The organism is Nocardioides sp. LMS-CY (assembly GCF_018732145.1).
Lineage (GTDB): Bacteria > Actinomycetota > Actinomycetes > Propionibacteriales > Nocardioidaceae > Nocardioides > Nocardioides soli.
Genome location: NZ_CP076104.1, coordinates 3907662 through 3921673, shown reverse-complemented (window position 1 = coordinate 3921673; position 14012 = coordinate 3907662). Strand labels below are relative to the sequence as shown.

Here is a 14012-nt window from a genome sequence, read left to right as displayed (position 1 = left end):
CTCTGGCGCATGACGGTCGCACGGTCCCTGGTCCTGTTCGCGCTGGCCGCCGTGGCCGAGATCGGCGGCGCCTGGCTGGTCTGGCAGGGGGTGCGCGAGCACCGCGGCTGGGTCTGGGTCGGCGCAGGTGTGATCGCCCTCGGCCTGTACGGGTTCGTGGCCACGCTGCAGCCCGACGCCCACTTCGGCCGGATCCTCGCCGCCTATGGCGGCGTCTTCGTGGCCGGGTCGCTGATCTGGGGCGTCGTCATGGACGGCTTCCGCCCGGACCGCTACGACATCGCCGGCGCGATCGTGTGCCTGGTCGGCGTCGCCGTCATCATGTACGCCCCGAGATCGGCCTGAGTGCGGTGTTCCGGCGGCCGATGATCCGGTAGGACAGTGCCATGAGCACGATCCCGTCCCGGTCCGAGCTGTCCGAGCTGGCCCTCGACACCGCGCGCCGCTGCGGCGTCGACGTCGGGTCGCTGACCGGCGACGTCACCGCCTCCTCGCCGGTCAACGGCCTGCCGGTCGCCTCGCTGACGTGGCCCGACCCGGCGTACGTCGACGAGGCGGTCACGCGGGCGGGGGAGGCCTTCCGGGCGTGGCGGCGGGTGCCGGCACCGCAGCGCGGCGCGCTGGTGAAGCGCTGGGCCGAGCTCCTCACGGAGCACCGGGACGACCTCGCGACGCTGGTCAGCATCGAGGCCGGCAAGATCACGTCGGAGGCGCGCGGCGAGATCCAGGAGATGATCGACATCTGCGACTTCGCCGTCGGTCTGTCGCGCCAGCTCTACGGCCGCACGATGCCCTCGGAGCGTCCCGGCCACCGCCTGATGGAGACGTGGCATCCGCTCGGCGTCGTCGGCGTGATCTCGGCCTTCAACTTCCCGGCGGCGGTCTGGTCGTGGAACACCGCGATCGCGCTCGTCTGCGGCGACCCGGTCGTGTGGAAGCCCTCGGAGCTGACCCCGCTGACCTCGCTCGCGTGCCACGCCGTCCTCGCGCAGGCGATCGCCGAGCACGGTGCGCCGGAGGCGCTCTCCCAGGTGATCCTCGGCGGCCCCGAGGTCGGCCGGGCCCTGGTCGACCACGACGGCGTCGCGCTGCTGAGCGCGACCGGCTCCACCCGGATGGGCCGGGCGGTCGGGCCCCGGGTCGCCGAGCGCTTCGGCCGCTCGCTGCTCGAGCTCGGCGGCAACAACGCGGCCGTGGTCACCGGCAGCGCCGACCTCGACCTCGCGGTGCGGGGCATCGTTTTCGCCGCCGCCGGCACCGCCGGCCAGCGCTGCACGACCATGCGCCGGGTCATCGCACACACGAGCGTCGTCGATGAGCTGACCGATCGCCTCGCCGCGGCGTACGACCGGCTCCCGGTCGGCAACCCGCTGGCCGCCGGCACGCTGGTCGGGCCGCTGATCGGCGGGGCGGCGTACGACGCGATGACGGGTGCCGTTGCGGCGGCGGCCGGCGACGGCGGCGTGCTCGTGGCAGGTGGCGGCCGCGTTCACGAGGAACTGGCGCCCGAGGCCTTCTACGTCCGCCCGGCGATCGTGCGGACGGACCGGCAGACCGCGGTGGTCGCCCGGGAGACCTTCGCACCGCTGCTCTACGTGCTGCCCTACGACGACTTCGAGGCGGCGATCGAGCTCAACAACGCCGTGCCGCAGGGGCTGTCGTCGAGCGTGTTCACCTCCGACGTCGCCGAGGCCGAGCTGTTCCTCTCCGCCGAGGGGTCCGACTGCGGGATCGCGAACGTCAACATCGGCACCTCGGGTGCCGAGATCGGCGGTGCCTTCGGCGGCGAGAAGCAGACCGGTGGCGGCCGCGAGTCCGGCTCGGACGCATGGCGGGCCTACATGCGGCGGGCGACGAACACGATCAACTTCTCCGGGGAGCTGCCGCTGGCCCAGGGAGTCGACTTCACGGTCTGACTCACGCGCCGGGGGGTTCGCGCGCTACAGTAGACACGACGTCGGCCCGGGCGGGCCGCGTTCTCGTCGGTCGCGTGCCGGGTCACGCGGGCCGCCATCGCGTCAGGGGAATGGCCTCTCGGCCAGGTCCGACGACGTGTGTTCGTCCCGGGTCCGGGGCGTCGAGGGGGTGCATCCGCCGCCCGCTCGCGTCGACGCGACCGCCACTCGGAGGAGGGGTCCTTGGCTCGACAGGGCCAGCAGCAGACGGCGAGCCGCCGTACGTCCAACCGGTCGTCGCAGCGCACCGGTCAGCGCAACGGGCGGCGGCGCCCGCTCGACAACGACGGGATCATCCCGATCCTCGCCCGCGCCGTACGCGAGGTCGAGAACGCCGTCGCGCGGCGCTCGAACGTCCCCGGCGTCCGCAGCAAGTTCCAGGTCGTCGCGCTGCTGGCGCGCGAGGAGCGGGCCCGGGTGAAGGCCGACGCGGCGATGACCGACGCCCAGCGCAACGAGCAGCTCAAGCGGCTCGACGGCATCGCCACGATCCTCGCCAAGACCGCCGCCCAGGAGCCGTCGCTCTTCGCGCTGCTCGCCGAGGACGCGACCGTCTCCGACTCCGCCAAGGCGCTGCGCAAGGAGATGATCGCCGCCGCCGGGCTCGAGGTCGAGGAGGAGCCCGAGCCGGAGCCCGAGCCCGAGGTCGACCCCGGAGCCGAGCGCCGGGTGGTGCCCCAGTCGGTGCTCTCCCGGCAGCTCGCCAACCCGTTCCAGGTGCCCGACTTCACCGCCGTCGAGCACCGCAGGCCGCTGACCCACCGGCTCGCGACCTGGGAGCTCCTCGGCCCGCTCTTCCGCTCGTTCGAGTCGGCGGCCGCCGGCGCCACCTCCTGCATGGAGCTGCCCGAGCCGGCGTCGCTCCAGGCGCCCGGTGGGCACGTGCTGATGCGCCACCAGGCCGAGCTCGTCGAGGCCGCCCGCCAGGGTCACCGCACCTTCCTGCTCGCCGACGAGCCGGGCCTCGGCAAGACGGCCCAGTCGCTGCTGGCCGCCCAGGCAGCCGACGCGTTCCCGCTGCTGGTCGTCGTCCCCAACGTCGTCAAGATGAACTGGGCCCGCGAGGCCGGCATCTGGACGCCGCACCGCACCGCGACCGTCATCCACGGGGACGGCGAGGAGATCGACGGCTTCGCCGACATCGTGATCGTCAACTACGAGGTGCTCGACCGCCACGTCGGGTGGATGGCCAGCCACGGCTTCCGTGGGATGGTGGTCGACGAGGCGCACTTCATCAAGAACAAGACCTCCCAGCGCTCCCAGCACGTGCTGCAGCTCTCGGACCGGATCCGCGAGCGCATCGCGCGGCCGCTGCTGATGGCGCTCACCGGCACGCCGCTGATCAACGACATCGAGGACTTCCGGGCGATCTGGCAGTTCCTCGGCTGGATCGACGAGAAGAAGCCGCTCGCCGAGCTGATGGCCGCCCTCGAGGACACCGGCCTGACGCCCGCCGACCACGCCTTCTACCCGGCCGCCCGCCGCTGTGTCGTCGACATGGGAATCGTCCGGCGCCGCAAGGTCGACGTCGCCGCCGACATCCCGGCCCGCCGGGTCGCCGACCTCCCGGTCGAGCTCGACGACGAGGTCGGTCGCTCGATCCGCGACGCCGAACGCGAGCTCGCCCGCCGGCTCGTCGAGCGCTACGAGATGGCGCTCGCGACCCGCAAGTCCGGCAGCGTCGTCGACGGGATCGACCACGGGCTGGTGCGTCAGGTCGCGACCTGGGAGCGCGAGGACACCGACAGCTCGACCGGCGAGAACGTCTTCACGATGATGCGCCACATCGGCAAGGCGAAGGCCGGCCTGGCGGCCGACTACGCCGCCCAGCTGGCCCGCAACGTCGGCAAGGTCGTCTTCTTCGCCAAGCACATCGACGTCATGGACACCGCCGAGGAGACCTTCGCCCGGCGAGGGATCCGCTACGCCACGATCCGCGGCGACCAGACGACCAAGGCCCGCGAGAAGAACATCAGCGACTTCGTCACCGACCCCGAGGTCGAGGTCATCGTCTGCTCGCTCACCGCGGCCGGCGTCGGCATCAACCTCCAGGTCGCCTCGAACCTCGTGCTCGCCGAGCTCTCCTGGACCGACGCCGAGCAGACCCAGGCCATCGACCGGGTGCACCGCATCGGCCAGTCGATGCCGGTGACGGCCTGGCGGATCATCGCCGCGCAGACCATCGACACCCGGATCGCCGAGCTGATCGACAGCAAGGCCGGCCTGGCCGCCCGGGCCCTCGACGGCGCCGGCGAGACGGTCGCGACCTCGGTCGACGTCCAGCTCGAGGCGCTGATCACGCTGCTCACCGACGCTCTCGAGGAGAAGTCGGCCGCGTCCTGAGCGGCCCTGGATGAGAAGTGGCCCGACAATGGACGGGCACTGAACCGGACCCCGCCACGGCTCGTGTGAGGTGTGGGAGGTGGTGATGGCCGATAGCCCGGTCGTCCTGATGCAGCAGCTGCACGACGAGCACGCTGCCGCGTTGTGGGGCTACTGTCTGCGCCTGACCGGCAACGACCGGTCCCGGGCGGAGGACGTGGTCCAGGAGACCCTGCTGCGCGCGTGGCGCAACCTCGCGAGCCTCGACGAGTCGCAGGGGTCGGTCCGGGCATGGCTGTTCAAGGTGGCACGGAACATCGTGATCGACGACTGGCGGACCAAGCGCTCGCAGAGCGAGGTGAGCGTCGCCGACGTACCGGACGGCGCCGGTGAGGCGGACCGCACCGACCAGGTGCTGCTGTCGTGGGTGGTCGCCGAGGCGCTGACCCGGCTGTCGGCCGAGCATCGCGCGGTGCTGCTCGAGTGCTACTACCGCGGGCTGCCGGTCGCCGAGGCCGCCGAGCGGCTGGGGGTGCCGGCCGGGACCGTGAAGTCCCGCACCCACTACGCGCTGCGCGCCCTGAGGCTCGCCCTCGAGGAGATGGGGGTGGTGGCATGAACACCCGACCGGCCACCGGCTGCGAGTTCGCGCACGACGACGGCGCCTACGTGCTCGGGGCGCTGCCGCCGGCCGATCGGCTGGCCTTCGAGCGCCACCTGGCGACCTGCCCGGAGTGCGCGCGGTCGGTCGGCCGGCTGGCCGGGCTGCCCGGGCTGCTCTCGCGGGTGCCGCTCGACGTGCTCGAGTCGGCGCCGGCACCCGAGCCGCTGCCCGCCACGCTGCTGCCGGCGCTCCTCGACGAGGTGCGCCGGGGCGAGCGGCGTCGCCGGCGCCTGGTCGGTCTCGCCGCGGCGGCCGCCGTCGCCGCGATCGCCGGGGCCTCGGTGGTGGCCGTCGGCGCGCTCGACCACGACGGCGCCGGGCCGCAGGCGGTCCCGTCGTCCGCGGTCAGCACCGCACCCGCTCAGGAGATGACGCCCCTCGCCGACGGCGACGACACGGCCACCGTCGCGCTGACCCCGGTCGCGTGGGGCACCCGCCTCGACCTGGAGTGCCGCTGGGGGAGCGACCGGGCCGCGGAGCCGGGCTACGACCACGCCGGGGCCGGCAGCTACGCGCTCGTCGTCCGCTCCACCGCGGGCGAGGTGCAGCAGGTCGCGACCTGGCGGGCGCTGCCGGGCAGGACGATGCGGGTCACCGGCGCGACCTCGCTCGACCGCGCCGAGATCGCGGCGGTCGAGGTGCGGACGGCCGACGGTCGGCCGGCGTTCGAGCTGACCGGCTGAGCGGGCTGACCGCGGGTGGCTCGCCGCCGCCGCACCGGCGACTGAACCACCCACGGAGCACCTGCGTGTCAGGGGTGTGACCAGCCATGCGCAGGTGCCCCCGCGGGTCCCGGCCGGGACCCGGGTCGCCACGGCCTACTGGCTGTGCGAGCCGGGCCGGGGTCAGCTGCGCGAGGAGCCGCTGCCCGAGCCCCGGCCCGGTGAGGTGCTGGTGCGCTCGCTGCACTCGGGCATCAGTCGCGGCACCGAGCTGCTCGTGCATCGCGGCGCGGTCCCGGCCGGCCAGCACGACGCGATGCGGGCGCCGTTCCAGGCGGGGCGGTTCCCGGGGCCGGTGAAGTACGGCTACCTCGCGGTCGGCGTCGTGGCCGAGGGCGACGCCGCTCTGCTGGGGCGCACGGTCTTCTGCCTGCACCCGCACCAGTCGGCGTACGTCGTCCCGGCCGCGGCGGTGAGCGTGGTCCCCGCCGATGTCCCGGCCCGCAGGGCGGTGCTCGCCGGCACCGTCGAGACCGCGCTGAACGCCCTGTGGGACCTCGGGCCGCTGGTCGGCGACCGGATCGCGGTGGTCGGCGCGGGCATGGTCGGGTGCAGCGTGGCGCGGCTGCTGGCGCGCCTGCCCGAGGTCGAGGTGACCCTGGTCGACGTCGACCGCGACCGCGCGGAGGTCGCGAGCAGGCTCGGCGTCGGCTTCGCGACCCCGGAACGGGCGAGCGGCGACCGCGACGCCGTCGTGCACACGAGCGCCACGGCCGCCGGCCTCCAGCGCTCGCTCGAGCTGCTCGCGCCCGAGGGCACCGTGCTCGACCTCAGCTGGTACGGCGACCGGCCCGTCCAGCTGTCGCTCGGCGGCGCCTTCCATGCCGCCCGGCTGGGCATCCGGGCCAGCCAGGTCGGCGCCGTGGCGGCGTCGCGGCGGGCCCGGCACACCCATGCGGACCGGCTCACGCTCGCCCTGCGGCTGCTCGCGGACCCCGCCTTCGACGCCCTGCTGACCGGCGACTCGCCGTTCGCCGAGCTGCCGGAGGTGATGCGCGCGCTGGCCGCCGGCCGGCTGCCCGGCCTCTGCCACACGATCCGGTACGGCGAGGGGGCCTGAGTGTTCACGGTGACCGTCCGCGACCACATGATGATCGCGCACAGCCTCCCCGGCGAGGTGTTCGGCCCGGCGCAGCGTCTGCACGGCGCGACGTACGTCGTCGACGTGGCCTTCTCGGGCCCCGAGCTGACCCGCGACGGCATCCTCGTCGACATCGGACGGGCCGCCGCCCTGGTGCACGAGGTGCTCGGCGGGCTGACCTACCGCAACCTCGACGACGATCCCGACCTGGCCGGCACCACGACGACGACCGAGGTGCTCGCCCGCGTGATCGCCCACCGGCTGGCCGCGCGGATCGACGAGCTCGGCACCGGGGTCCGGCGCCTCCTCGTCACGCTGCACGAGTCGCACGTCGCGTGGGCGAGCTACGAGAGGCAGCTGTGAGCGTCCACGTGGTGCGACCCGCGAACGTCGACGACCCGACGTGGCCCAGCGGCGGCAACGTCTACGACCGCCGGGTGATCGACGGGCTCGGCGCCGCCGAACACACCACCACGGCCACCGTCCCGGACGGTGCCCTGACCGTCGTCGACGGGCTGCTCTCCGGGCCCGGCCTGCTCGCCGAGGCGACCCGCCTGCGGCTGGTCGCGCTCGTGCACCTGCCGCGGTGGGAGCCGTGGGAACGCGCCCTGCTCGCGGCCGCCGCCGGGGTGATCACCACCAGCCGGTGGACCCGCGACCAGCTGGTGGCTCGGTACGACCTCGACCGGGTCGTCGTCGCGGAGCCGGGCGTCGATCCGGCGCCGCTGGCTCCCGGCTCGGTCGCCGGCTCCGCCCTGCTGACCGTGGGGGCGGTCACGCCGGCGAAGGGGTACGACGTGCTCGCGGCCGCGCTCGGTCGCCTCGGCGACCTCGCCTGGACCTGCCGCGGGGTCGGGTCCACCGTGATCGAGCCCGAGTTCGCGGCCGGGCTGGGAGACACCGTCCGGCTCACCGGTCCGCTGGACCGCGCCGACCTCGACGCGACGTACGCCGCGGCCGACCTGCTCGTGCTCGCCTCGCGGGCCGAGACCTACGGGATGGTCGTCACCGAGGCGCTCGCCCGCGGGCTGCCGGTGGTCGCGAGCGACGTCGGCGGGGTGCGGGAGGCGCTCGGCGACGGCGGGGTGCTGCTGCCGCCCGGTGACGCGGACGCGCTCGCGGCGGCCCTGCGCCGCTGGCTGACCGACGAGCGGCACCGGTCCTCCCTGCGGGTGGCGGCCCGCCGGCGGCGGACGACGCTCACCGGCTGGGACCGCACCGTCGGGCTCGTCGGCGCGGCGCTGGAGGCGCTCCGATGAGGTGGCTCGAGGTCCTCGGCGGCGCCACGATCCTCGTGGTCGTGGGGTGGCGGGTCGGTCCTCAGCCGTTCGCGGACGCGGTCCGCGCCGCCGGGCCGGCGCCGCTGCTGGCCGCGCTCGCGATCACCGCCGTGACGACGGTGGCCTGCGCGTGCCGCTGGCGCGCCCTGGCGCACGGGCTCGGCGTCGAGCTGCCGCTGCGGGAGGCGGTGGCGGCGTACTACCGCTCGCAGTTCCTCAACGCCACGCTGCCCGGCGGCGTGGTGGGTGACGTGCACCGGGCGGTGCGACACGGCGCGCTCCCGGTGGTCGCCGACCGTGGCGCCGGCCAGGCCGTCCAGCTGGCGGCCGCGGGCGCGGTGCTGCTCGTCGGGCCGGTGCCCTGGGCCTCGGTGCTGCTCGCCGCCGTGGTCGTGGCCGCGCTGGTGCGCTGGCCCGCGGTGGTCGCTACCTCGCTCGTCGCGGCGGCCGGACACGTGGTGGTGTTCCTCGTCGCGGCGCGCGCGGCCGGCACCGCGGCGCCGCTGTCGGAGCTGCTCCCGCTCGCCCTGCTGGTGATGGTCGCGGCCGCGATCCCGCTCAACGTCGCGGGTTGGGGCCCGCGCGAGGGCATCGCCGCCTGGGCCTTCGCCGCGGCCGGGCTCGGCGCGGCCCAGGGCGCGACCGTGGCCGTGCTGTACGGCGTGCTCGCCCTGGTCGCGACGTTGCCCGGCGCGGTGCTGCTGACCGGGCGCCTGGCGCGGGGAGCGGCCCGTGGCTGAGCGCCCCTACACCCTGCTCAGCTGCTCGATGTCGATCGACGGCTACCTCGACAGCGCCGAGGGCGAGCGGCTGATCCTCTCCAACGAGGCCGACCTCGACCGGGTCGACGAGGTGCGGGCGGGCTGCGACGCGATCCTGGTCGGGGCCACCACGGTGCGCAAGGACAACCCCAGGCTGCTGGTGCGGCGCGCCGAGCGCCGCGAGGAGCGGGTCGCCCGCGGGCTGAAGCCCTCGCCGGTCAAGGTCACCGTCACCTGTCGCAGCGACCTCGACCCGGCGGCGCGCTTCTTCACGACGGGGGAGTCGGAGAAGCTCGTCTACTGCCCGGCCGCCAGGATCCCCGCGGCCCGGTCGCGGCTCGGAGCGGTCGCGACCGTCGTCGACGGAGGGGAGCGGGTATCGATGCGCGCGCTCAGTGAGGACCTCGCGGACCGCGGCGTCGGCCGGCTCATGGTCGAGGGCGGCGGCACCATCCACACCCAGTTCCTCGCCGACGACCTGGCCGACGAGCTCCAGCTGGTCGTCGCGCCGTTCTTCGTCGGCGACTCGCGAGCCCGCCGGCTCGTCGACGACGGCCGGTTCCCGGCCCGCCCGGGACACCCGGCCACGCTGGTCGACGTGCGCCGGATCGGCGAGGTCGTGCTGCTGCGCTACGCGCTCTCGCCCCGTTTCGAGGACTCCGGCGAAGTGTCCTGATCGGCCCCGAACTCGGCACTGGTGCCGTGCGTCAGAAGCTCTGGTGCGCTTCGCGCACCCATGGCACACGCGCTGCGGCGTGGCCGTCGCTTGCGAGACGAGCGGGTACGGCTGCGCTCCGGCGCCTGGCAGCGCACGCACCGTGAGCACGCCAACCGGGCAACAACTTCCGACGCACGACACTAATCCGAAAATCAGCCGGAGCCGGACACACGACAACCTTGCGCCGTTCCGATGGCTCGGTGCTGCGTGTCGGCTTCAGTTGTGGACGGGTGACCTCCGCGCTGTTGGAGCAGGGGTGTGACAGGTGACCGCCCGGGGGGACTGATGAGGTGGATCGAATCTAATCCTCGTGCTCTGACCCTGAAGGGTCGTGGCGACATCGAAGGGCACATGGCCGGTCCCCGCGCGCAGGCTAGTCCACGGCCTCGTAACGGACCATAGGGTGAGCGTCGTCGACCGGGCGGCCACCCACCGATTTTCAGCCCGGAACGGGCGCCCCCGCAAGGGGGCAGGATGGCTAGTCTGACTACCGATGAGCGAGAACGCGCGGCCGAGCGCGCCCACGGTCGAGGGCCACTCCGGCGAGTACACCCACCGCCAGGTGCTCACCATCCTCTCCGGCCTGATGCTCGGCATGTTCCTGGGCGCCCTCGACCAGACCATCGTGAGCACGTCGATCCGCACCATCGCCGACGACCTCCACGGGCTCTCGGTCCAGGCATGGGTCACCACGGCGTACCTGATCACGGCCACGATCACCACGCCGATCTACGGCAAGCTGGGCGACCTCTACGGTCGCAAGAAGCTCTTCATGTTCGCGATCACGGTCTTCATCGCCGGCTCGGCGCTGTGTTCGTTCGCGTCGACGATGTACGAACTGGCGGCGGCCCGGGCGTTCCAGGGGCTCGGCGCCGGCGGCCTCTTCACGCTGGTGCTCGCGATCATCGGCGACATCGTGTCGCCGCGCGAGCGGGCCCGCTACACGGGCTACTTCATGGCGATGTTCGGTACGGCGAGCGTGCTCGGGCCGCTGATCGGCGGCTTCTTCGCCGGCGCCGACACGATCCTCGGCATCGACGGCTGGCGCTGGGTCTTCCTCGTCAACGTGCCGATCGGCATCGTCGCGCTGGCCGTCGTCTATCGCACGCTGCACGTGCACCACGATCAGCGCACGGGCATCCGCATCGACTGGTGGGGCGCGGCCGCGCTGGTCGTCGGCCTGGTGCCGCTGCTGATCGTCGCCGAGCAGGGCCGCGCGTGGGGCTGGGACTCGCCGCGGGCGATGGCGGCGTACGTCGTGGGCGGCCTCGGGCTGGTCGCGTTCTTCCTGGTCGAGCGCGCGATGGGCGACTCGGCGCTGATTCCGCTGCGGATCTTCCGGATCCGGGCTGCCGCGGTCACGATCGCCGCGAGTGTGATCGTGGGCGTGGCGATGTTCGGCGGGATCATGCTGCTGCCGCTCTACATGCAGATCGTGCACGGCGCGACGCCCACCGAGTCCGGCCTGCTGATGCTGCCGATGGTGGCCGGCATGATGGCCGGGTCGATCGGCTCCGGCGTGGTGATCTCCCGCACCGGCCACATCCGGCTGTTCCCGATCTTCGGGTCGGCGGTGATGTCGATCGGGCTCTTCCTGCTGTCCTTCACGACCGCCGACACCCCGCTGCTGCTGGTCGACCTGGCGATGCTGGTGCTCGGCCTCGGGCTCGGCAACTGCATGCAGCCGCTGCTGCTCATCGTGCAGAGCGCGGTGCCGCCGACCGAGATCGGCGTCGCGACCAGCTCGGCCACCTTCTTCCGGCAGATCGGTGGCACCATCGGCGTCGCGGTCTTCCTCTCGGTGCTGTTCTCGAGCGTCGGTGCCAACATCGCCGACGCGCTCCAGGAGGACGCCCGGACCGACGCCTGGGCGCAGACGGTGCGCGACCCCGACGTGCTGGCGGACCCGATCGACGGTCAGGTCATCCGCGAGCTCGAGCACCCGACGCCGGGTGGCGGCGTCCTCGCGCGGGTCCAGGACGACTCCTCGATCATCGACCGGATGGACCCCGTGCTCGCGCACCCCTTCAAGCAGGGATTCGCGGACTCGATGGCCCGGGTCTTCCTGATCGCCGGGTCGGTGGGCGTCGTCGGCTTCCTGATCCTGCTGCTGCTCCCACCCGTCGAGCTGCGGGCGACCTCGGCCAGCGTCGCCGCTCGGGCGCAGGCCGAGACCGGGCCCTAGCGCGGCTCTCGGCCGTGCGGCGGCTCGTTCGGCCGTCGTCTGTTTGGATGGATCCATGACGGACCGTGAGTACGAGCCCGAGATCGTCGAAGCCGTGCAGCAGGTCGCCAACCGCTACGGCGTCGGTGGCCTGGAGGACCTGATCGACCTCGCGCAGCAGGAGCTGGTCGTGGCCCGCAGCGCGCTCGAGGAGCTGTCGGCGGGCGACGACTGACGGTTCGGTCTCGCGGCCGGGGGCGTCGTACCCTTGATCGTTCCCCAGCGTCGAATCCTGCGAGGTAGCTGCATGTCCGCACCCTCGAGCGCCCCCGAGTCGGTCTTCTCCCGGCTCGAGCCTCGGCTCCCGTCGGTGTCGAAGCCGATCCAGTACGTCGGCGGCGAGCTCAACTCGACCGTGAAGGACTGGGACTGCGCGCCCGAGGGCGACACGGTCCGCTGGGCGCTGATGTACCCCGACGCCTACGAGGTCGGGCTGCCCAACCAGGGCGTGCAGATCCTCTACGAGGTGCTCAACGAGCGCGACTGGATCGTCGCCGAGCGCACCTACGCCGTGTGGCCCGACCTGGAGCAGGTGATGCGGGAGGACGGCATCCCGCAGTTCACCGTGGACGCGCACCGGCCGGTCCGGGAGTTCGACGTCTTCGGCCTGAGCTTCTCGACCGAGCTCGGCTACACCAACATGCTCAACGCGCTCGACCTCGCTGGCATCCCGCTGCACGCGGCCGACCGCACCGACGACGACCCGATCGTGCTGGCCGGCGGCCACGCGGCGTTCAACCCCGAGCCGATCGCCGACTTCGTCGACGCGGCCGTGCTCGGGGACGGCGAGGAGGTCGTGGTGGCGATCTCCGAGGTCGTGCGCGACTGGAAGGGGGAGGGGCGCCCCGGCGGCCGTGACGAGCTGCTGCGCCGGCTGGCGGTCAGCGGCAACATCTACGTGCCGCGCTTCTACGACGTCGCCTACGCCGCCGACGGCACGATCGAGGCCGTCGTGCCGAACCGGCCCGGCATCCCCTTCCGGGTCCGCAAGCACACGCTGATGGACCTCGACGCCTGGCCCTACCCGGCCAAGCCGCTGGTGCCGCTCGCCGAGACGGTGCACGAGCGCTACTCGGTCGAGATCTTCCGCGGCTGCACCCGCGGCTGCCGGTTCTGCCAGGCCGGCATGATCACCCGGCCGGTGCGCGAGCGGTCGATCGAGACCATCGGCGACATGGTCGAGAACGGCATCCGCAGGTCGGGCTTCGAGGAGGTCGGCCTGCTGTCGCTGTCGAGCGCCGACCACACCGAGATCGGCGAGGTCGCGAAGGGCCTCGCCGACCGGTACGACGGCTCGAACGTGTCGCTGTCGCTGCCGTCGACCCGCGTCGACGCCTTCAACATCACGCTGGCCAACGAGTTCTCCCGCAACGGCCGCCGCTCGGGCCTGACGTTCGCCCCCGAGGGCGGGTCGGAGCGGATGCGCAGGGTGATCAACAAGATGGTCACCGAGGAGGACCTGATCCGCACCGTCGCCACGGCGTACTCCCACGGCTGGCGCCAGGTGAAGCTCTACTTCATGTGCGGCCTCCCGACCGAGACCGACGACGACGTGCTCGCGATCGCCGAGCTCGCCAAGCAGGTGATCGCCAAGGGCCGCGAGGTCTCCGGCCGCAACGACATCCGCTGCACGGTCTCGATCGGCGGCTTCGTGCCGAAGGCGCACACGCCGTTCCAGTGGGCCGCGCAGCTCGACCACGAGACCACCGACGAGCGGCTGAAGAAGCTGCGCGACACGGTCCGCGAGGACAAGCGCTTCGGTCGAGCCATCGGCTTCCGCTACCACGACGGCAAGCCCGGCACCATCGAGGGACTCCTCTCGCGCGGCGACCGCCGCGTGGGTCGGATCATCGAGGAGGTGTGGCGCGACGGCGGCCGCTTCGACGGCTGGAGCGAGCACTTCTCGTACGACCGCTGGGTCGCGTCGGCCGAGCGGGCGCTGGCCGGCACCGGCGTCGACCTCGACTGGTACACCACCCGCGAGCGCGACTACGACGAGGTGCTCCCGTGGGACCACCTCGATTCGGGGCTCGACAAGGACTGGCTGTGGGCCGACTGGGAGGACGCCCTGGCCGCCGCTGACGGTGCCGACATCGAGGTCGAGGACTGCCGCTGGACGCCCTGCTACGACTGCGGTGTCTGCCCCGAGATGGGCACCGAGATCCAGATCGGCCCGACGGGCCGGAAGCTGCTTCCGCTCAGCGTCGTCTGACGAGCGCTGCCCGGGCGGCGGTGCGTCAGCAACCGTCGAGCCCGTGCCGAAGGTTGCCTGCTCACCGCCCGCG

Annotated in this window: 13 protein-coding genes; all 13 read left to right on the top strand. The window is 73.1% G+C overall.

Features of this window, described 5'->3' with window-relative positions:
* The first annotated feature begins 9 nt into the window (after positions 1 to 9).
* Positions 10 to 345, top strand: a complete 336-nt coding sequence (locus KM427_RS18655; RefSeq protein WP_183593322.1) for a YnfA family protein — start codon at positions 10 to 12, stop codon at positions 343 to 345.
* A gap of 41 nt (positions 346 to 386) precedes the next feature.
* On the top strand, positions 387 to 1916 hold the full coding sequence (amaB, locus tag KM427_RS18650; RefSeq protein WP_215524892.1) for an L-piperidine-6-carboxylate dehydrogenase: 1530 nt from the start codon (positions 387 to 389) through the stop codon (positions 1914 to 1916).
* A gap of 222 nt (positions 1917 to 2138) precedes the next feature.
* Complete coding sequence (locus KM427_RS18645; protein ID WP_183593324.1) at positions 2139 to 4298, top strand: DEAD/DEAH box helicase; 2160 nt, start codon at positions 2139 to 2141, stop codon at positions 4296 to 4298.
* Between the two features lie 85 nt (positions 4299 to 4383).
* Positions 4384 to 4896, top strand: coding sequence for a sigma-70 family RNA polymerase sigma factor (locus KM427_RS18640; RefSeq protein WP_183593325.1), 513 nt, complete (start codon positions 4384 to 4386; stop codon positions 4894 to 4896).
* Positions 4893 to 5624, top strand: a complete 732-nt coding sequence (locus tag KM427_RS18635) for an anti-sigma factor family protein (protein WP_215524891.1) — start codon at positions 4893 to 4895, stop codon at positions 5622 to 5624. The genes KM427_RS18640 and KM427_RS18635 overlap by 4 nt, the downstream gene beginning before the upstream one ends.
* Before the next feature lie 94 nt (positions 5625 to 5718).
* A complete protein-coding gene (locus tag KM427_RS18630; RefSeq protein ID WP_252274654.1) occupies positions 5719 to 6723 on the top strand; it encodes an MDR/zinc-dependent alcohol dehydrogenase-like family protein in 1005 nt (334 codons plus the stop codon).
* Positions 6724 to 7107 carry a 6-pyruvoyl trahydropterin synthase family protein gene (locus KM427_RS18625; protein WP_215524889.1) on the top strand — a complete coding sequence of 128 codons (384 nt, stop codon included), beginning with the start codon at positions 6724 to 6726 and terminating at the stop codon, positions 7105 to 7107.
* Entirely contained in the window at positions 7104 to 8003 is a 900-nt protein-coding gene (locus tag KM427_RS18620) for a glycosyltransferase family 4 protein (RefSeq protein WP_215524888.1), read from the top strand. Before KM427_RS18625 ends, KM427_RS18620 begins: the two co-directional genes overlap by 4 nt.
* Positions 8000 to 8764, top strand: a complete 765-nt coding sequence (locus KM427_RS18615; protein ID WP_215524887.1) for a lysylphosphatidylglycerol synthase domain-containing protein — start codon at positions 8000 to 8002, stop codon at positions 8762 to 8764. The genes KM427_RS18620 and KM427_RS18615 overlap by 4 nt, the downstream gene beginning before the upstream one ends.
* Positions 8757 to 9461, top strand: a complete 705-nt coding sequence (locus KM427_RS18610; protein ID WP_215524886.1) for a RibD family protein — start codon at positions 8757 to 8759, stop codon at positions 9459 to 9461. The genes KM427_RS18615 and KM427_RS18610 overlap by 8 nt, the downstream gene beginning before the upstream one ends.
* 535 nt (positions 9462 to 9996) lie before the next feature.
* A complete protein-coding gene (locus KM427_RS18605) occupies positions 9997 to 11688 on the top strand; it encodes an MDR family MFS transporter (protein WP_215524885.1) in 1692 nt (563 codons plus the stop codon).
* 55 nt (positions 11689 to 11743) lie between these two features.
* Positions 11744 to 11902 carry a hypothetical protein gene (locus KM427_RS18600; RefSeq protein ID WP_215524884.1) on the top strand — a complete coding sequence of 53 codons (159 nt, stop codon included), beginning with the start codon at positions 11744 to 11746 and terminating at the stop codon, positions 11900 to 11902.
* A gap of 72 nt (positions 11903 to 11974) precedes the next feature.
* The gene (locus KM427_RS18595) at positions 11975 to 13939 is read left to right on the top strand and encodes a TIGR03960 family B12-binding radical SAM protein (protein WP_183593340.1); all 1965 of its coding nucleotides are present in this window, start codon (positions 11975 to 11977) and stop codon (positions 13937 to 13939) included.
* Positions 13940 to 14012 lie beyond the last annotated feature (73 nt).

Bases quoted from the DNA above. Each gene is read 5' to 3' on its own strand.
- KM427_RS18655 (WP_183593322.1), top strand. From the start codon at position 10: ATGACGGTCGCACGGTCCCTGGTCCTGTTCGCGCTGGCCGCCGTGGCC.
- amaB (WP_215524892.1), top strand. From the start codon at position 387: ATGAGCACGATCCCGTCCCGGTCCGAGCTGTCCGAGCTGGCCCTCGAC.
- KM427_RS18640 (WP_183593325.1), top strand. From the start codon at position 4,384: ATGGCCGATAGCCCGGTCGTCCTGATGCAGCAGCTGCACGACGAGCAC.
- KM427_RS18635 (WP_215524891.1), top strand. From the start codon at position 4,893: ATGAACACCCGACCGGCCACCGGCTGCGAGTTCGCGCACGACGACGGC.
- KM427_RS18615 (WP_215524887.1), top strand. From the start codon at position 8,000: ATGAGGTGGCTCGAGGTCCTCGGCGGCGCCACGATCCTCGTGGTCGTG.
- KM427_RS18605 (WP_215524885.1), top strand. From the start codon at position 9,997: ATGAGCGAGAACGCGCGGCCGAGCGCGCCCACGGTCGAGGGCCACTCC.
- KM427_RS18600 (WP_215524884.1), top strand. From the start codon at position 11,744: ATGACGGACCGTGAGTACGAGCCCGAGATCGTCGAAGCCGTGCAGCAG.
- KM427_RS18595 (WP_183593340.1), top strand. From the start codon at position 11,975: ATGTCCGCACCCTCGAGCGCCCCCGAGTCGGTCTTCTCCCGGCTCGAG.